Origin of the sequence: Burkholderia humptydooensis, from assembly GCF_001513745.1 — a bacterium.
GTDB lineage: Bacteria > Pseudomonadota > Gammaproteobacteria > Burkholderiales > Burkholderiaceae > Burkholderia > Burkholderia humptydooensis.
The window spans coordinates 1,780,755-1,798,923 of the sequence record NZ_CP013382.1; the positions used below are offsets into that span (position 1 = coordinate 1,780,755).

At 68.5% G+C, this 18,169-nt stretch carries 15 protein-coding genes and 1 pseudogene; 8 read left to right on the forward strand and 8 right to left on the reverse strand.

The features are described from left to right. The 3 genes from codB to AQ610_RS26925 form a co-directional block, all read right to left on the reverse strand. Positions 1-1,263 (reverse strand): cytosine permease, encoded by a 1,263-nt coding sequence (codB, locus tag AQ610_RS26915; RefSeq protein ID WP_009914674.1) that lies wholly within the window; start codon positions 1,261-1,263, stop codon positions 1-3. Between the two features lie 473 nt (positions 1,264-1,736). Continuing rightward, positions 1,737-2,201: a VOC family protein gene (locus AQ610_RS26920; protein WP_009914673.1), complete on the reverse strand. Its 465-nt coding sequence runs from the start codon at positions 2,199-2,201 to the stop codon at positions 1,737-1,739. A 119-nt stretch (positions 2,202-2,320) separates the two neighbouring features. Beyond that, positions 2,321-3,475: a porin gene (locus tag AQ610_RS26925; protein ID WP_006027574.1), complete on the reverse strand. Its 1,155-nt coding sequence runs from the start codon at positions 3,473-3,475 to the stop codon at positions 2,321-2,323. A 17-nt stretch (positions 3,476-3,492) separates the two neighbouring features. On the opposite strand from AQ610_RS26925, the pseudogene AQ610_RS38245 reads away from it, so the two are divergent. After that, positions 3,493-3,727: pseudogene (locus AQ610_RS38245) on the forward strand (hypothetical protein). Positions 3,728-3,795: 68 nt separating this feature from the next. After that, complete coding sequence (locus tag AQ610_RS26930; RefSeq protein WP_009914672.1) at positions 3,796-4,098, forward strand: DUF4148 domain-containing protein; 303 nt, start codon at positions 3,796-3,798, stop codon at positions 4,096-4,098. A gap of 218 nt (positions 4,099-4,316) precedes the next feature. Here AQ610_RS26930 and AQ610_RS26935 read toward each other — a convergent pair whose 3' ends face one another. Then, entirely contained in the window at positions 4,317-5,327 is a 1,011-nt protein-coding gene (locus AQ610_RS26935) for a LysR family transcriptional regulator (protein WP_009914671.1), read from the reverse strand. Positions 5,328-5,532: 205 nt separating this feature from the next. Between AQ610_RS26935 and AQ610_RS26940 the strand changes: the two genes are divergently transcribed. The 3 genes from AQ610_RS26940 to AQ610_RS26950 all read left to right on the forward strand — a co-directional run bounded on the left by AQ610_RS26940 (position 5,533) and on the right by AQ610_RS26950 (position 9,914). After that, positions 5,533-7,770 carry an FUSC family protein gene (locus tag AQ610_RS26940; protein ID WP_009914670.1) on the forward strand — a complete coding sequence of 746 codons (2,238 nt, stop codon included), beginning with the start codon at positions 5,533-5,535 and terminating at the stop codon, positions 7,768-7,770. Positions 7,771-7,898: 128 nt separating this feature from the next. After that, positions 7,899-8,117 (forward strand): hypothetical protein, encoded by a 219-nt coding sequence (locus AQ610_RS26945; RefSeq protein ID WP_004195003.1) that lies wholly within the window; start codon positions 7,899-7,901, stop codon positions 8,115-8,117. 174 nt (positions 8,118-8,291) lie between these two features. Next, on the forward strand, positions 8,292-9,914 hold the full coding sequence (locus AQ610_RS26950; RefSeq protein WP_006027578.1) for a histidine-type phosphatase: 1,623 nt from the start codon (positions 8,292-8,294) through the stop codon (positions 9,912-9,914). Here the strand turns inward: AQ610_RS26950 and AQ610_RS26955 are convergent. Further along, the gene (locus AQ610_RS26955) at positions 9,905-11,035 is read right to left on the reverse strand and encodes a DmpA family aminopeptidase (protein ID WP_006027579.1); all 1,131 of its coding nucleotides are present in this window, start codon (positions 11,033-11,035) and stop codon (positions 9,905-9,907) included. The genes AQ610_RS26950 and AQ610_RS26955 overlap by 10 nt on opposite strands. 53 nt (positions 11,036-11,088) lie before the next feature. Continuing rightward, entirely contained in the window at positions 11,089-12,498 is a 1,410-nt protein-coding gene (locus AQ610_RS26960) for an APC family permease (RefSeq protein WP_009914663.1), read from the reverse strand. Positions 12,499-12,646: 148 nt separating this feature from the next. Between AQ610_RS26960 and AQ610_RS26965 the strand changes: the two genes are divergently transcribed. Then, positions 12,647-13,420, forward strand: coding sequence for a helix-turn-helix transcriptional regulator (locus tag AQ610_RS26965; protein WP_006027581.1), 774 nt, complete (start codon positions 12,647-12,649; stop codon positions 13,418-13,420). A gap of 126 nt (positions 13,421-13,546) precedes the next feature. After that, positions 13,547-13,918: a COG4315 family predicted lipoprotein gene (locus AQ610_RS26970; RefSeq protein WP_006027582.1), complete on the forward strand. Its 372-nt coding sequence runs from the start codon at positions 13,547-13,549 to the stop codon at positions 13,916-13,918. A 179-nt stretch (positions 13,919-14,097) separates the two neighbouring features. Here the strand turns inward: AQ610_RS26970 and AQ610_RS26975 are convergent, their stop codons facing one another. Together AQ610_RS26975 and aptA are read right to left on the reverse strand one after the other, a co-directional pair. Beyond that, positions 14,098-15,615 carry a CoA-acylating methylmalonate-semialdehyde dehydrogenase gene (locus AQ610_RS26975; protein WP_009914662.1) on the reverse strand — a complete coding sequence of 506 codons (1,518 nt, stop codon included), beginning with the start codon at positions 15,613-15,615 and terminating at the stop codon, positions 14,098-14,100. Between the two features lie 106 nt (positions 15,616-15,721). Continuing rightward, positions 15,722-17,122, reverse strand: a complete 1,401-nt coding sequence (gene aptA / locus AQ610_RS26980) for an omega-aminotransferase AptA (RefSeq protein ID WP_006027584.1) — start codon at positions 17,120-17,122, stop codon at positions 15,722-15,724. A 58-nt stretch (positions 17,123-17,180) separates the two neighbouring features. Between aptA and AQ610_RS26985 the strand changes: the two genes are divergently transcribed. Further along, positions 17,181-18,131 carry a LysR family transcriptional regulator gene (locus AQ610_RS26985; protein ID WP_006027585.1) on the forward strand — a complete coding sequence of 317 codons (951 nt, stop codon included), beginning with the start codon at positions 17,181-17,183 and terminating at the stop codon, positions 18,129-18,131. Positions 18,132-18,169 lie beyond the last annotated feature (38 nt).

Genomic DNA, 18,169 nt, shown 5'->3' on the forward strand with positions numbered 1-18,169 from the left:
TCACTCCCCCTGGACCGACGGCGCACGCGCGGTTCGGCCCGCGATCTGCACGAACACGACATAGCAGAGCGACGACGCAGCGATGCCCACGAGCGGCGCGATCCACGGCGACGCGTATGCGAGCGCCGCGCCGATCGCATACGCGGCGAGCCCGGCGGCGTTCAAGCGCGGCAGCCGCGCGGTCGCGATCGCCGGATAGCGGCCGCGGTGGCGATACCAGAAGTCGGCGAGCATCACGCCGCCGACGGGCGGAATGATCGAGCCGAGCAGGATCAGGAACGGAATCAGCAGTTCGTACATGCCGCCGATCGCGAGCACGATGCCGAGCACCGCGCCGGCGAGCGTCAGCGTGCGGCGGCGCTCGCTGCGCAACAGATGGCACGCGGCCGCCGATACGTTGTAGATCGTCGGCCCCTGGATCGTCCACAGGTTCAGGCAGAGCATCACGACGGCCGCGATCGACAGCCCTTGCAGCATCATCACTTCGACGATGTCGGACTGCTGATAGACGATCGCGCAGTACGCGCCCGCGACGATCATCAACCCGTTGCCGACGAAAAAGCCGATCATGCTCGCCGCGACGGCCGCGCGGCCGCTTTTCGCGAGCCGCGTCCAGTTCGTCGCCTGCGTCGCGCCGCTCGCGAACGTGCCGAACACCATCGTGACCGCGGCGGCGAAGCTCATCGGCTGCGTCGGCACGATCTTCGCGAGGCCCGGCCAGCCGCCGACGTCGCGCGTCGCGATCCACATCGACGTGACGAGCAGCACGAACATCAGCGGCACCGACACGCGCGACAGCGCGTCCATCCCGCGATAGCCGACGATCGCGGTGATCGAGAAGCCGAATCCGAACAGCACCATCAGCGGCGTCGTCACCGACGCGGGCCAGCCGAGCATCTTGACGAGCACGATCGCGACAGTCGCGGTGCCCCACGCGTACCAGCCGAGCTCGGCGAAGCCGAGCAGGAAATCGGACAGCTTGCTGCCGACTTCGCCGAAGCAGAAGCGCCCCATCAGCACCGAATTCAGCCCGCTGCGCGACGCGACGAACGCGAGCGCGGCCGCGTAGGCGGCGAGCAGCAGATTGCCGACGACCGCGACCCACACCATGTCGACGACGCGAAACGCGACGCCGATCTTGCCGCCCGCGAACATCGTGCCCGTGAAGAACGTGAAGCTGAGCAGCACCATCGTGATCGACAGTGCGCCTTTGCGCTCGTGCGCCGGCACCTCGCTCAATGAAAATTCGCCCCGTGTCGCCATGTCTTTTGGCCTCCAGCATTTCAGCGTGAACGGATGATGCCCGGCCAATAAAGCCGCCGCATCCCGATTCGGACAATTAATACCGAAATCGAACTCGAGTACGGCAAAGCGGACAATTCCCGTCATTCACCTTGCACAAGCGACATCCATCATGCCGCTACCCGGCCGCCATTTTACTGTGCAAAGCGCTCAACGCAATCACACGATCAAAGAGGAATAATTCGAGCGGCGAAAACCGGTTCGCGCGGGTATTGAAATAATTGCCGATAATGCCCGGATTTTGGCTGACATATTTTCGGGAAATCGGTTAGCGAGCGCTCGCAGAAAAAGCGCGCTGAAAAATGCAGCGAGAACGGTGCGCGCATCCGGCGGCTCGCGCGGCCGGCCAATCGTCGGATGATAGGCGGACGGATCGATTGGCCGATTGCGCGGCGCGACGGAAAGCGGTGCGAAGCGAATGCGCTACGGCTCGCTCATCGCCAGCCTTCGATCGAAAGCCCGCTGTGATGCGCGGCTTCTTCGCGCGACACGCGGCGCACCGTCTGGCCGAACGTCCAGACGTGCCGCTCCGGGTCGCGCGCGCGATACGTGCGGTCGCCGTAGAACTGATCGGCGGGCTCCTGCAGGATCACGGCGCCCGCGGCGCGGGCCCGTTCGCAATGCGCGTCGATGTCGGATTGGAGTTGCACGTGCACGCACTGCGTATTCTTGCCGTCGAGCGACTCGGGGCTGACCGCGAAGTCGCTCCAGCCGCCCGCGCCGATCATCACGATGCCGTCGCCGAACGACATCTCGGCGTGCGCGATGCGCCCTTGCGCATCGCTGACGACGACGCAGCGCGCGAAGCCGAATGCGCGCTCGAGCCATTCGAGCGCGGCGCGCGGATCGCGGTAGAACACCGCGCTGCTCAACGACGGGCGATGGGACGTGGCATTCATCGGAACGGCTCCTCCGGTGTTGACGAAGCACCACTGTCGTCAACGCCGCAGGCGGCGTCAAGCCATAAATTCGGGCTCCGTCCCTTACCCGTGCGCGACGCGGCGCGGTGCCGGAACCGTTAGAAGCGCGTGCGCAGGCCGACCGCCGCGACGACCTGATTGCCCGTCGACGACGCGCCGCCCGCGGTATTGATCATCGCGACGTAATTGCGGCCCGACGCGTGCTGGTACATCCCTTCGAGGTAGACGTCGGTGCGCAGCGACAAACGGTACACCGCCTGCAGATCGACCTGATGCCACTTCGGATCGGAACCGTATTTGACGGTGTTGTCGACGTGGCCGTCCGTGTACGTGTACGCGCCGCCGATGCTGAATGCGGGCGTCAACTGATACTTGCCGTTCAGTTCGTAGTTGTCGAAGCGCACCGTGCCGCCCGTCGAGCCGAACGACGCCGTGTTCTCGTATTCGGCGCGCGTGTAGACGAAGCCGACCGTCGCCGGGCCGAACGCGTAGTTCAGGCCGCCGCCGTACGAGCGCATCCGGTCCGCGCCGAGCGAGAAGCCGCCCTTGCCGTTCGCCGCCGATTCGACGATGTCGACCGCGCCCGGGCTGCCCGCCGTCGTCCCCTTCGAGCCGTTGATCTGCAGGTAGCCGGCCGCGACGTTCAGCGGCCCGCGCGTGTAGCTCGCGCCGAAGCTGTATGCGCGGTTCGTCGCGAAATCGGTGCTGTTCGACATCGCGTACATGCCGCCGAACTTGAAGCCCGCGTACGTGTTGCTCGTGTACTTGATCGCGTTGTTGATCCGCAGCGAGTGGTTCAGGTTGTCGTTGTCGAACGGATGCGCGAAGCTCGCGTCGCCGAACGTGCCCGCCGTCGCCGACAGCGGCGCGACGAAATCGACGAGCGAATCGTATTGCCGGCCGATCGTCAGGGTGCCGAAACGATTGTCGGACAGCCCGACGTACGCGAACCGGCCGAACAGCCGGCCGTCCTGGCCGAGCTTGCCGTTCTCGGCGTTCAAGCCGTTCTCCAGCACGAACAGTGCCTTCAGGCCGCCGCCGAGATCCTCGGCGCCGCGCACGCCGAAGCGGCTGCCGTTCACCGCGCCTGTCGTCGCCTGCACGAGGCCGCCGTGCGAATTGCCGCTCGCGACGTTGTTCGTGTACATGATGCCCGCGTCGATCAGGCCGTACAGCGTGACCGAGCTCTGCGCGTGCGCGGCCGTCGCGGCCAGAACCCCTGCGGTTGCGCATGCAAACCGGATGTTTTTCACAACGAAACTCCTTGTTGATTGGAATGAAACGACTCGATCCGACGACGGTCGAGTTTAGGGATTCGTTCGCTCCGGATCTGCGGCCCGATGCGCAGCGCTTCTTTGCGCAGGCCGGAACGAACGGACACATTTCCGTCACGAAGCCTCGCCCCGATCGGCCGCGTGACGCGCGCCGCGCGCCCTTCAGTGTTGTGCAATCTGGAAGGCTGCGTGCCGGCGCGGCCGGTTTTTCCGCGCGCGGCGGCTGCGTAGACTTTGCCTCGTCAGTTCGGGGCGCCGAACCGCGAACTGCATCGAATCGAATCACACTGGAGGTCATCTTGAAATCGATCGTCGTCACCGCTGCCGCCGCCCTCGTGCTCGCCGCACCGGCCGTCTCGTTTGCCCAGTCGTCGAACGGCTCGCTCACGCGCGCGCAAGTCATTCAGGAACTCGTCGATCTGGAATCCGTCGGCTATCAGCCGTCGCGCGGCAACGACAACACCTACCCCGACGACATCCAGGCCGCCCAGCGCCGTCTCGACGCGAAGCGCCTCGCCGCACGCAAGACGGCCGAGGCCGCGCACGGTCCGGCCGTCGCGGGAGCGGCACAAGCGGGCAAGCCCGCGGCCGGCGCGCAGTAAGCGGGCATCGCTCGGGAGGCATCGTTCAGGGAGACATCGTCGGTGAAGAGGCGGGCGCGATGCGCCGCCTCTTTTTTGTCGTCTCGCCGTCGCGCGGCCGCCCCCTTTCGATCGCGCGAACGAACGCCGCGCGTCGCCGAAGCCGAGCCCGCGACATGCGACATGCGACATGCGACATGCAGGCGACATGCCGGCGCCGACATCGACGCATGGATCACTCAATGACTGAGCGCGTGCGCCGATTCGAGCCCGACGTCGAGCGCCCCGGCGATCGCGCTTTGCGTCGCATCGGACGCTTCCGCGCCGATCGCCGACAGCATCGCCTCGTCGCGCGCGATCATCTTCGGCATGTGAAAGCGCAGCGCTTCCACCCAGGTGCGCACTTTCGCGTCGATGAAGCGGCGCGACGGATAGAGCGCATAGACGTTCATCTTCTGCAGTCGATGCGCGGGCAGCACGCGCACGAGGTTGCCGCAGCGCAGGTCTTCGATCGCAGCATAGAGCGGCAGCATGCCGATGCCGATGCCCGCGCGGATCGCAACCGCGAGCGACTCGGCGGTGTTGGTCTGCACCGGGCCGTCGACCTTGATCTCCTCGGCGCCGTTCGGCCCTTCGAGCAGCCATTCGTTCGTCGGAAACGCCGGCGTGCGCAGCGTGAGGCACGCGTGCCGTGCGAGATCGCGCGGCGTGCGCGGCGCGCCGTGCGCGCGCAGATACGCGGGCGTCGCGCACAGGATGCTGAACGTCGAGCCGAGCAGATGCGACACCAGCTCGGAATCGGGCAGCGACGACGCGGTCACGACCGCCATGTCGCTCGATCCGTCGAACAGGTCGGGCATCCGCTGCGACAGCGTGAGCTCGATCGAGACGTCCGGATGCTGGCTGCGATACGCGGTGAGCGCCGGCAGCACGTAGTGCTGGCCGATGCTCGCGAAGCTGTGCATGCGCAGCACGCCCGCCGGGCGCTCGTGCGCGCAGCTCGCCTCCTCCTCCGCCTGATCGACGTCGGCGAGAATCTGCCGGCATCGCAGCAGGTAGCGCTCGCCCGCGGGCGTCAACGCGAGGCGCCGCGTCGAGCGGTTCATCAGGCGCGTGCGCAGCCGCGCCTCGAGCTCCGACACCGCGCGCGACATCGCGCCCGTTGTCGAATTCAGCGATTGCGCGGCCGCCGTGAAGCTGCCCGCCTCCACCACGCGGGCGAACACCCGCATGTTCTGTAGCGTATCCATTCCCGTCCGAAACGTATGTAGAGACGATATTGTCCTCCCGCAAGGACCGCACATTGTTGCCGCCACGGCAACTATGGTTTCCCTGCGGTCGCGTTAATGCGCGTGCGCGCGACTCCTACAATCGGCGCCTCTCCGGTCGGACTGGCATCGTCGCGCGAGGCCGGAGGCCCCCGATTCGCGCCCGCCAGAAGCACCGCCCACAGCCATGAAGCACGAGCCCGCGCTACAGCGATTCCTCATCGATCCGCAACGATGGCAGGGGCGGCTGCGAAACGCCGTCAGGCTCGCGCGCGACTGGGCGGGCCACGACGGCCTCGTCTGGCTGCATCTCGCGAAGACGGTGGCGGCCGCGCTGCTCGCGATGGGCATCGCGATGCTGCTCGACCTGTCGCAGCCGCGGATCGCGATGACGACCGTGTTCGTGCTGATGCAGCCGATGAGCGGGATGGTGCTCGCGAAGAGCTTCTATCGCGTCGTCGGCACGGGCGTCGGGCTCGTCGCGGCGCTCGCGCTGGGGGGCCTCTTCGCGCAGCAGCCGGAGCTGTACATGGCGGGCATCACGCTGTGGGTCGCGGGCTGCATCGCGGCCGCCGTGCGCAACCGGCACTTCCGCTGGTACGGCTACGTGCTCGCCGGCTACACCGCCGCGCTGATCGGCCTGCCCGCGGTGATGGCGCCGAACACGCTGTTTCTGTCGGCGCTCACGCGCGCGGCCGAAGTCGCGGTCGGGATCTTCTGCTCGGGCGCCGTCAGCGCGCTCGTGTTTCCGCTCAGCTCGAGCGCTGCGCTGATGCGCACGCTGAACGCGCGGCACGCCGGCTTCGTCGCGTTCGCGGCGAGCACGATGGCGGGCTCGGTCGAGCGCCGCGATTTCGAGCGGCGCTTCGCCGACTTCGTCGACGGCATCGTCGGCTTCGAGGCGACCCGCGCGTTCGCGACGTTCGAGGACCCGCACATCCGCGCGCGCAGCCGCCGGCTCGCGCGGCTGAACAGCGAGTTCATGAACGCGTGCGCGCGGCTTCATGCGTTCCATCAGTTGCTCAGGCGGCTGCGCGCGAATCATGCGGCCGAGGTGCTCGCGGCGATCGCCCCGCACGTCGATGCGCTGTCGGACGTGCTGTGCGCGCTGCGCCGCGATCTCGCGCAGCCGCGCGCGGCGCCGTCATTGTCGCCCGCGCCCACGCCCTCGGTCGCGCTCGTCGAGCTGAGTGCGTATCTCGCCGCGCTGCCCAAGCGCGCGCGCGCGTCGCGACGCGCGGTCGAGACGCTCGCGCCCGCCGGCGTGCTCGACTTCGACACCGCGATCGAGCTGCTCTACCGCTTCGTCGACGAATTCCTCGGCTACGCGGAAACGCACGCGTCGCTCGCGCTCGACAGCCACGTGCTCGAACGCTCGATCACGCGTTACGCGGTGAAGACCAATCGCTACTTCGTCGGCTTCACGTTCCTGCGCACGCTCGTCGCGATGGGCGCGATGAGCGCGTTCTGGATCGCGTCCGAGTGGCCGAGCGGCGCGCTCGCGGTGATCGGCACCGCGATCGCGTGCGCGCTCAGCTCGACCGCGCCGCGCGCGAGCCGCTTCGTCGCGCAGATGGCCGCGGGCGCGGCGCTCGCGACGCTCGCGGGCTATCTGTACGTGTGCCGCGTGTATCCGAACATCGACGGCTTCCCGCTGCTGTGCGCGGCGCTCGCGCCCGTGCTCGCGGCGGGCGCGTATCTCGCGACGCGTCCGGGCAAGTCCGGCTACGGGATCGGCTTCGTCGTGTTCTTCTGCCTGCTCGCGGGGCCGGACAACGTGATCGTCTACGCGCCCGACGTGCTGATCAACAACGGGCTCGCGCTCGTCGTGTCGATGCTCGCCGCATCGATCGCGTTCGCGGTGGTGTTTCCCGCCGAGATGCCGTGGCTCACCGGCCGGATCGCGCGCGACCTGCGCCGGCAGATCGCGCTCGCGTGCGACGGCCCGCTGCAAGGGCTCGACCAGCGCTTTCAGTCGAGCTCGCACGATCTGATGTCGCAACTGCGCAATCTGCTGATGAAGCGCTCGCGCCGGCATCGCGACGCGCTGCGCTGGATGCTCGCGACGCTCGAAATCGGCCACGCGGTGATCGACCTGCGGCGCGAGATGAAGGCGTTCATGGCCGCGCAGCCCGCGCAGGCGCTGCGCTGGAGCGCGTTGATCGACGCGGTGCGCGAGGCGCTGCCGCGGCTGTTCGAGACGCCCGACGCGCATCGGCTCGCGCGTGCGCTGAAGTCGGTCAATCTCGCGATCCGCGCGGTCCGGCACACGCAGCACCTGTGGTACGCGGTGCCCGACGAGCGCCGCCGGATGCAGCGCATCGTCAGTTGCCTGCACTTCATCCGCAGCGCGCTGATCGATCAGGACGCGCCGTTCAATCGGGGCTCGCGCGCCCGCGAACGCGTGCGCGCGAGCCGCATGTGACGCGCGAAACGATCGTTGTGCGAAATGGAAAGAAGCTCCCCAGGCCGGGCGATTAATCCCAACCCGACCGAGTCATATAGTTTCATCACCGTCGAGCAAGACGGCAAACCCCTCAAGGAGAAAATCAAATGAAGTCGCTGCAAATCGCCGTCGTCGCGCTGTCGCTGTCCGCCGTCATGGCCGCCGCTCACGCGCAACCCGCCGCCGCCGATGCGGGCCGGCAGCCGGCGAACCGCACCGAGGCCGTGCAAGCCGCCGGCCGCGTCCCCGCCGCTCATCAAGACCGCCAGGACCCGAACGCATGCGTCGGTCCGGTCAGCTTCTGCAACATCTACTTCGGCAGCTAAGCGTCGTGCGCGCCGCGCTCCCGATGGAACGGAAAGCTCGCATTGAGCTTTCCGTTCGATGACTTCAAGCTGTCAACAACCTTTGCGAGACTGCGCGCTCGATTCACCGTCCGCGCAACGCTTCGACGAGTGGCGGTGCCCTCCGGCCGAACCAACCTCGCCCCTTCCGTTTCGATGAAACGCTGCCTCGCCCCGCTCTTCCTGTGCATCGCGCTCGCCGCCTGCGGCGCCGATGACGCGGACGACGCCGCCGTGCCGCCGTCCACCCAGCCGAACCCGACGCCGGACGCACCCGCCCCGACACCCGCCGCGCCCACCTACTACCAGACGAAGACGCCCTATCGGCCGCAGCAGAATGCGTCGAGCTACGAAGCGCCGCCCGCGGGCTACGCGCCCGTCTACACCGAGATGGTCGCGCGCCACGGCTCGCGCGGATTGTCCGGCTTCAAGTATGACGGCGCGATCTACGACATGCTGCAAAAGGCGGACGCCGAAGGCGCGCTGACGCCGCTCGGCCAGCAACTGAAGGCCGACACGTTCGCGATGATGAAGGCGAACGCGCTGCTCGGCTACGGCGTCGCGGGCATCTCGACGCCCGGCTACGGCAATCTCACGCAGGCGGGCATCCGCGAGCATCAGCAGCTCGCCGCGCGGCTGCTGCAGCGGCTGCCCGCGCTGTTCGACACGGTCGCGGGCGCGGCGGGCGGCACGCCGCGCAAGATCGTCGTCGTCCACTCCGGGCAGGACCGCGCGGTCGACAGCTCGGCCTACTTCTCGGGCGCGCTCGTCGCCGCGCGCCCCGCGCTCGCGCCAGCGATCACACGGCCGGGCGCGCCGGCCGGCTATCCGGAAGGCGCGCCCGTTGCGCAAGCAGCGGGCGTCAATCGCTTCCTGCTGTACTTCCATGCACTGAAGCCGTCGGTCGATCTCGTCGCGTCGACGACCGATCCGTATTACGCGACCTATCGCGACAGCCTCGCGTACCAGGCTTACGGCAGCGACGCAGCCGTCGCCGCGAAGCTCGACGCGATCATGCAGTCGCCGCAAACGTCGCAGGTCGCGCAAACGGTACTCGCCGGGCTCGTGAAACCGGATTTCGCGGCGAAGCTCGGCACGGCGGGCTACACGTTCTCGAACACGGGCACGTACACGTTCGCGTCGGCGGACGCCCGGTTCGCCAACACGCTGAAGGGCGACGGCAAGACCACGATCAAGTCCGCCGCCGACGCGGCGAACGTGCTGTACAACCTGCTGCAGGTCGCGCCCGCGATGACGGCCGAGACGGGCGGCGTCACGATGGAGCGCTACATCGCCGCGCCGCAGGCCGAGTACCTCGCGTATCTTCAGGACGCCGAGGATTTCTACGAGAAAGGCCCCGGCGTCGCCGAAGCGAATCCCGTCACGTACCGGATGGCGCAGGCGCTCGTCGACGACTTCTTCGACGAGATCGACGCGATCGCGCGCGGCGACCTGACGAACGCGGCGAAGCTGCGCTTCACGCACGCCGAAGTCGTGATTCCGTTCGCGTCGATCCTGAAGCTGAAGAACGTGTTCGCTCCCGTGCCGCAAGCGCAGACCTACACGTATGCGGACAATCCGTGGCGCGGCGAAACGGTGTCGCCGATGGCCGCGAACCTGCAATGGGACGTCTACCGCAACGGCTCGCGGCTCATCGTGAAGATGCTGTACAACGAGCGCGAGACCGATTTTCAGCCCGCTTGCGACGGCGCGCGAATCGCGCCCGGCAGCCGCTTCTACGACTACGCCGGCTTGCGCCGCTGCCACGGCTATAGCTGAGCGTCTCCCGCGCGCGGCCGCCAGCCGGTCTCGCGCAACGCATCGACGAGCCGCGCGGCGCCGAGCGCGTCGACGCGCACGCCGCGCGCCGCGAGATCGGTGGCCGCGACGAGCGCGTTGACGATCGCCTCCTCGACCGCTTCCGCCGCCGCATCGAACAACGCGCAGATGTGCGCGTCGGCGACCATCCGCACGCCGACCGTCGTCGGGGCCGGCCGGCCGTAGCTCGCGATCGGCAGGCCCGTATTGCCGGTTGCGAACGCGACGAAGATATCGCCGCTCGAGTTGTCGGTGCCGCCGCCGCAACGCGCGAGCCCGACGCCCGCGCGCTGCGCGAGCCGCGTGCACTGATGCGGCAGCAGCGGCGCGTCGGTCGCGAGCGTCACGACGATCGAGCCCATGCCGGCCTCGCCCGCCGCGCCCGGCGCGCCGAACGGCGAATGGAGCCCGCGCAGCACTTCGCCGACCGGGTAGCCCGCGACGCGCAGCGCCGCGCGCTGTCCGTAGTTCGCCTGCACGAGCGCGCCGACCGTCCAGCCGCCCGCCGTCTCGGCGACGACGCGCGACGCGGTGCCGATGCCGCCCTTGAACTCGTGGCAGATCATGCCGGTGCCGCCGCCGACGCAGCCCTCCTCGACCGCGCCCGTACGCGCGGCGGCAAGCGCCTGCGCGACATGCCCGGCGCGCACGTGCTGCCCCCAGATGTCGTTCAGGAGTCCGTCGAACGTCTCCATCACGACGGGCATGCACCAGTACACGTGCTCGCGATCGCGCGCGCCGCCCTGCGCGCGCTCGGCGGCGACGAGCGCATCGCGCACGACGCCGACGCTGTGCGTGTTCGTATAGGCGATCGGCGTCGTCAGCAGTCCCGCCTCGCGAATCCATTCGAGCCCGGTCGCGTCGCCGTTGCCGTTGAGCACGTGGACGCCCGCGAAGCACGGCTCGTCACGCGCGCGCGCGGCGCGCGGCTCGATCACCGTCACGCCGGTGTGCGCCGACGCGTCGCCCGCGTCGACGTGCAGCGTGCAATGCCCGACCCGCACGCCGGCGACGTCGGTGATGGCGTTCAGGGGCCCCGGCTTGCCGCGGCCGATGCGAATGCCCAGATCTCGTGTGCGCATGCTGATGGTCCTCTCTTTCGGTTCGTTGCCCGGTTCGTTGCCCGGTTCGTCTTTCAGAGCTCGCGGAACGCCGCGCTGCGGCGCGCCCAGCGCGCGTAGGCCGCGAGCGAGACGGCCGCGAGCCCCGCGATGATGTACAGGTCGGTCGGCTTCGCCGCGGCGGCGATCGTCGTGTACAGCGTATATCCCGCGCCCGCGATCGCGACGATGGGCGGCAGCGGCCACCACGGCATCCGGTAATGATGATCGACGTCGCGCCGCGTCACGCGGCTCGCGAGCGCCGCGACGCCGACGGCGAGATAGATGAGCAGCAGCAGATCGACGGTGAACGCGGTCAGCTCGTCGAGGCTCGACACGAACACGAGCAGCGTCGACGGCACGGCGAGCGTGAGCGTGGCGATCCACGGCGATTCGAGGCGAGCATGGATGCGCGTGAACGCGCCGTTGCACGCGCGCGACCACAACGCATGGCGGCCGCTGCTGTACAGGAAGCGCCCGACCATGATGACGATCGCGATGATCGCGTTGAACACGGACAGGAAGATGCCGCCGCTCACGACGCGCGACACGCCCGGATTGCTGAGCGCGCGCACGACATAGCCGATCGGATCGGCGCTCTTCGCGAGCTCGACGAACGACGGCGCGCCGAGCACGATTGCGGTGAGCGGCACGAGCTCGACGACGAGAATCACCGCGAGCGAGCAGATCACCGCTTTCGCGATGTCGCGATTGCCGCCTGCGAGATCCTCGGCGAGAAACACGGCCGCGCCGAAGCCGTTGTAGCAGAAGATCGCCGTGCCGACGGCCGGCATGATCGCGGCGAGCGTCGCGGGCACGAGTGTTGCGCCGCTCGCGACGACCGGATGCACGAGCGCGAGCGGCGAGCGATGCGGCTCGGAGAAGCCGAGATATGCGATCAGCGCGAGCACGAGGATTTCGATCACGAGAAACGCGCCGGTGATCCATGCGTTCGTACGGATGTTCAGGATACCCAACGCATAGCTCGCGAGCACGATCACGAGCGCCACCGACTGATTGCCGAACTGCGTGCCGAGCGCCGCGTTCAGATAGGGCGCGGCGCCGCTCGCGAGCACGGCCGGGATGAACACGTTGACGGCGAGCACCGCGACGAACGTCAGATAGCCGGGCAGCGCGCCGAACACGCGCTTGACCATCACGTACTCGCCGCCCGCGCTGCGGTGCGCGGCGCTCAGCTCCGCATAGCAAAGCGCGAACGCGAGCGCGAGCAGCCCGCCGAGCGCGAACGACATCACCGCGCCGCTGCCCGCCTGCTGGATCGCGAACGGCGCGATCACGAAGATCGAGCTCGCGGGCGTCACGCCCGACACGGTGATCATCACGACGTCGCGCACGTCGAGCGAACGCGCGAGCGTCTCCGGCGCGGGCGCGCCGCCCGATGCGGCGGCCGCCGCCGCGCTCGAAGACTCCGATATCATCGCCATCTTGCACTCCTTTGCCGCAGGTTTTTGAACGCCCATACTCGGGCAACGCATGGCGCGCAGTCTAGGAAGCCAAATTGCGCGCCGCCATTCCCCCTTGGGGTTACGCCAAACCGGGGCGCACATGGATCGACTGTTCCGCGAAGTAGCGATGCATCAAGCGTTCGGACGCGCGCTCGATCACCTCGGCGAGCCGCGCTTCTGGCGCCTGCTGATTCTGTTTCTCAACGAGATGGTGCCGTTCGACAACGCGCTCGCAACCGCGCTCGGCCGCGACGGCGCGCCCGTCGTGCTCGACGAATACGACACGGGCGGCGCAAGCGGACCGTCGCCCGTGCCGCTGTACCTGGACGGGCTCTATCTGCTCGATCCGTTCCTGCAGGCCGCGCACGACGGCCTCGCCGACGGCTGCTACCGGCTCGAGGAAGTCGCGCCCGATCTGTTCCGGCAGAGCGAATATTTCCTCAGTTATTTTCGCGACGCGGTCGGCGAGGACGAATTGCAGATCATCGTGCGCACACGGCCGGACGAGATGCTGTCGCTGTCGCTCGGCGCGCACGCGCGCTTCGACACCGATACGCTCGGCCGCCTCGCCGCCTGCTCGCCGTGGCTCTTCGCGGCGATCCGCCAGCACCGCCGGCTGCAGGGCGACGCGTCGCGCACGCGCGGGGACGACGATCTCGACGAGCGCGTCGAGCGCGCGCTCGCGAGCTTCGGCGCGCCGTTGCTGACCGAGCGCGAGATGGCGATCGCGCGGCTCGTGCTGCGCGGCAACTCGTCGAAGGCGATCGCCGAGCGGCTCGCGATCTCGCCCGAGACCGTCAAGGTGCATCGGCGGCACTTGTATTCGAAGCTCGGGATCTCGTCGCAGCCGGAGCTGTTCTCGCTGTTCCTGCAGGCGCTCGGGCACGACGCGCCGCGCTGACGCCGCGCGGCGCGCGCGGGCCGCGTCGCGGCGGGCGGGCGACGATCGCCTTTCGTCCGTCGGCAAAACCGCCTATGGTTGGTAAGGGTGCGCAACGGGCGCGCCCGCCGGAACAAGGAGACAGTCATGAGAACCGCTTATGTCGCGTGCGCGCTCATCGCCGGCTTCGCGTCGGCCGCCGCGCTCGCCGATGCGCCCGCGATGCCGAGCGGCGGCATGCTGGTCGCCGCCAACGGCATGACGCTTTACACGTTCGACAAGGACATCCCGAATTCGGGCAAGAGCGCATGCAACGGCCCGTGCACGACGAACTGGCCGCCGTACAAGGCGAGCGCGACCGATCAGCCGGCGCTCGGCTACACGATCATCAAGCGCGACGACGGCACGCTGCAATGGGCGTACCAGGGCAAGCCGCTTTACTTCTTCGCGAAGGACGCCGCGAAAGGCGACAAGAAAGGCGACGGCTTCAAGGACGTCTGGCACGCGGTGAAGGAATAAGCGCGCGGGCGGTGCGGCGGGGATAAGCGGCGTGACGTCGCGTAATGCGGCGCAGCTTGCGCCTCGCGCCCGCCACCGCCGAAAAAGAAAGAAGCCCGCGTTTTGCGCGGGCTTCGAAACAGGCCGCCGACGCAACGCGCCGCCGAACGACCTGGATAGGCCAACTACAAACCGGTTGCTCAGCGGCTCGACGGAAAGCTGAACACCGTCCCCTCGCGCACGCCGGCCGACGGCCAGCGTTGCGTGATCGTCTTGCGCTTCGTGTAGAAGCGCACCGCGTCCGGGCCGTATGCGTGCAGATCGCCGAACAGCGAGCGCTTCCAGCCGCCGAACGAGTGATACGCGACAGGCACGGGCAGCGGCACGTTGATGCCGACCATCCCGACCTGGATGTTGTCGCTGAAGAAGCGCGCGGCCTCGCCATCGCGCGTGAAGAGGCACGTGCCGTTGCCGTACTCGTGCGCATCGACGAGCGCCATCGCCTCGGCGAGCGACGCGACGCGCACGACGCCGAGCACCGGCCCGAAGATCTCGTGCTGATAGATCGGCATGCCGGGCTTCACGTTGTCGAACAGGCATGGGCCGAGGTAGTAGCCGCCGTCATGGCCGTCCACCTTCACGCCGCGCCCGTCGACCACCAGCGTCGCGCCCGCCGCGACGCCCGCCTCGACGAAGCCCGTCACCTTCTCGAAATGCTGCCGCGTGACGAGCGGCCCCATGTCGACGCCCGGCTCGACGCCCGGGCCGACCTTCATCTTCGCGATCTCGGCCTGGATGCCCGCCACCACTGCGTCGCCCGTCTCGTCGCCGATCGCGACGACGAGCGGAATCGCCATGCAGCGCTCGCCGCACGAGCCGTACGCGGCGCCCATCAGCGCGTTCACCGCGTTGCCGATGTCGGCGTCCGGCATCACGATCGCGAAGTTCTTCGCGCCGCCCAATGCCTGCACGCGCTTGCCGTGCGCGCAGCCCGTCGTGTAGATGTATTCGGCGATCGGCGTCGAGCCGACGAAGCTCACCGCCTTCACGCGCGGATCGGCGAGGATCGTGTCGACCGCCTCCTTGTCGCCGTTCACGACGTTCAGCACGCCGGGCGGCAGGCCCGCTTCGAGCGCGAGTTCGGCCATGCGCAGCGTCGACGACGGCGTGCGCTCCGACGGCTTGAGCACGAACGTGTTGCCGCACGCGACCGCCATCGGCCACATCCACAGCGGCACCATCACCGGGAAGTTGAACGGCGTCACGCCCGCGACGACGCCGAGCGCCTGGAACTCGCTCCACGAATCGATCGCCGGGCCGACGTTCTTGCTGTGCTCGCCCTTGAGCAGCTCGGGCGCGTAGCTCGCGTACTCGACGTTCTCGATCCCGCGCTGCAGCTCGCCCATCGCGTCGGCGAGCACCTTGCCGTGCTCGGCCGTGACCAGCGCGCACAGCTCGTCGGCGTGCGCCTCGAGCAGCATCTTGAAGCGGCTCATCACGCGCGCGCGCTTGAGCGGCGGCGTGTTGCGCCACGCCGGATACGCGGCCTGCGCGGCCGCGATCGCCGCCTCGACGGTCAGCCTGTCGGCAAGGCGCACGCTCTTCGTCGATGCGCCCGTCGCCGGGTCGAACACCGGCTGCACGCGCTCGCCGCCGTCGACGCGCTTGCCGTCGATCAAGTGGCCGAGGGTGGAAGTGACGTTGCTGTCGTGTTTCATCGCGGTGTTTCCTGAATTCGTGTGTTGCGTGGATGCGGCAAATGCGTGCGGCAAATGCGTGCGGCGAATGCGTGCGGCGAATGCGCGGCGCGGCGGCCGCGCATCGTCAGGCGGTGGCGAGCAGCGCGTCGTTCAGCGCGCCGATCAGGCTGTCGATCTCGTGCTTCTCGGCGATGAAGGGCGGCGCGAGCTGGATCGTGTCGCCGCCGTAGCGCACGTAGAAACCGTTCTCCCAGCAATGCATCGCGATCTCGTAAGGGCGCCGCGCGGGCTCGCCCGGCGCGTGCTCGATCGTCAGGCCCGCGGCGAGCCCGCAGTTGCGGATGTCGGCGACGTGGCGCACGCCCTTCAGGCCGTGCACGGCCGCCTCGAAATGCGGCGCGAGCGCGCGCACGCGGCCGAGCGCGTCTTCCGCGACGAGCAGATCGAGCGCCGCGACGCCCGCCGCGCAGGCGACGGGATGCGCGGAATACGTGTAGCCGTGCGGGAACTCGAGCATGTAGTCGGGGCCGCCCGCCGCCATGAACGCGTCGTAGATCTCCCGGTTCGCGATCACCGCGCCGAGCGGCTGCGCGCCGTTCGTCACCTGCTTCGCGACGTTCATGATGTCCGGCACGACGCCGAACGCATCGGCGCCCGTCATCGCGCCCGTGCGGCCGAAGCCCGTGATGACTTCGTCGAAGATCAGCAGGATGTCGTGCGCGGTGCAGATCTCGCGCAGCCGCTGCAGATAGCCCTTCGGCGGCACGACGACGCCCGCCGAGCCGGAGAACGGCTCGACGATCACCGCCGCGATGTTCGACGCGTCGTGCAGCGCGATCAGATCGAGCAGGCGGTCGGCGAGCTCGGCGCCATGCTCGGGCAGCCCGCGCGAGAATCGGTTTGCCGGCAGTTGCGTGTGCGGCAGGAAATCGGCGTCGATGCCCTGGCCGAACAGCTTGCGGTTCGGCCCGATCCCGCCGACCGAGATGCCGCCGAAGTTCACGCCGTGGTAGCCCTTCTCGCGGCCGATCAGGCGCGTCTTCGTGCCCTTGCCCGTCGCGCGCCAGTACGCCCGCGCCATCTTGAGCGACGTGTCGGCCGCCTCCGAGCCCGAGCCCGTGAAGAACACGTAGTCGAGGCCGGCGGGCGTCATCGCCTTGATCCGGTTCGCGAGCTCGAACGACTGCGGATGGCCGAACTGGAACGCGGGCGAATAGTCGAGCCGCGCGACCTGGCGCGCGACCGCGTCCGAGATCTCGGCGCGGCCGTGGCCGAGGCCGCAGCACCAGAGGCCGGACAGGCCGTCGAAGATCTTGCGGCCGTCGGCCGCCGTGTAATACGCACCCTTGCCTTCTACGATGATTCGCGGGTCCCGCTTGAACTGGCGGTTCGCGGTGAACGGCATCCAGTGCGCGTCGAGCCATTCGGCGTCGGTGCGCACGGTCGTGTCGGGAGCAGTCGGTTCGGTCAGAGCGTTCATGTCGGTCGGCGTCGCGATGCGCGGATGAATGAAGATGTTGCGCATTGTCGAGTCGGCGAATAGTCTTTTGAATATCGCAATATCAATGTTTACTTGAGCATTCATGCAAGCAAGAAAACCGAAAAGCCGCGCGCTCCTCGGCCAGTTGACCGACATGGACCTGCGCCTGCTGCGCGTGTTCAGGAGCGTCGTCCAGTGCGGCGGGATGGCGGCGGCCGAGCTGGAGCTGAACATCGGGATCTCGACGATCAGCCGGCACGTGAAGGATCTCGAGACGCGCCTCGGCCTCGTGCTGTGCCGGCGCGGCCGCGCGGGCTTCACGCTGACGCCCGAGGGCCAGACCGTCTACGAGGAGACGCTGCGGCTGCTGGCGTCGGTCGAGGCGTTCAGGAGCCGCGTGGACGGGATTCACGACCGGATGGGCGGCGAGCTGCAGATCGCCGTGTTCGACAAGACCGCGACGAACCCGCGCGCGCGGCTCGGCGACGCGATCGGGCGCTTTCACGACGAGGCGCCGGACGTCGCGCTGAACCTGCACGTCGCGTCGATCAACGAGGTCGAGCGCGGGATCATCGACGGCAGTTATCAGGTCGGGATCATTCCCGCGCACCGCAGCTCGGGCAGCCTCGTCTACGCCGACCTGTTCGACGAGCGGATGCTGCTGTACTGCGGCGCGAACCACGCGCTGTTCGACGCGCCGCATGCGAAGCTCACGTGGCGCCAGGTGCGCGGCTACGCGTTCGCGGGGCTCGGCTACCACTCGCCGAACATGGAGCTGAGCCATCGCGCGAAGCTCACGCGCAGCGCGACGGCGTCGGATCAGGAATCGATCGCGACGCTGATCCTGTCGGGGCGGTATCTCGGCTTCCTGCCCGATCACTATGCGGAAAGCTTCGAGGCGAAGGGATTGATGCGCTCCGTCGCGCCGCAGCGCTTTCATTATTCGTGCCGCTTCGTGAGCCTGCTGCGGCGCTCGCCGCGGCCGTCGCGCGCGGCGCTGCTGTTTCAGGAATGCCTCGAAATCGCGCATGCGGCAGGGCGCGCGAAAGCGTGAGGGCGCGCCCCGCGCCCGCGCCCGTCGATGCCGATGCC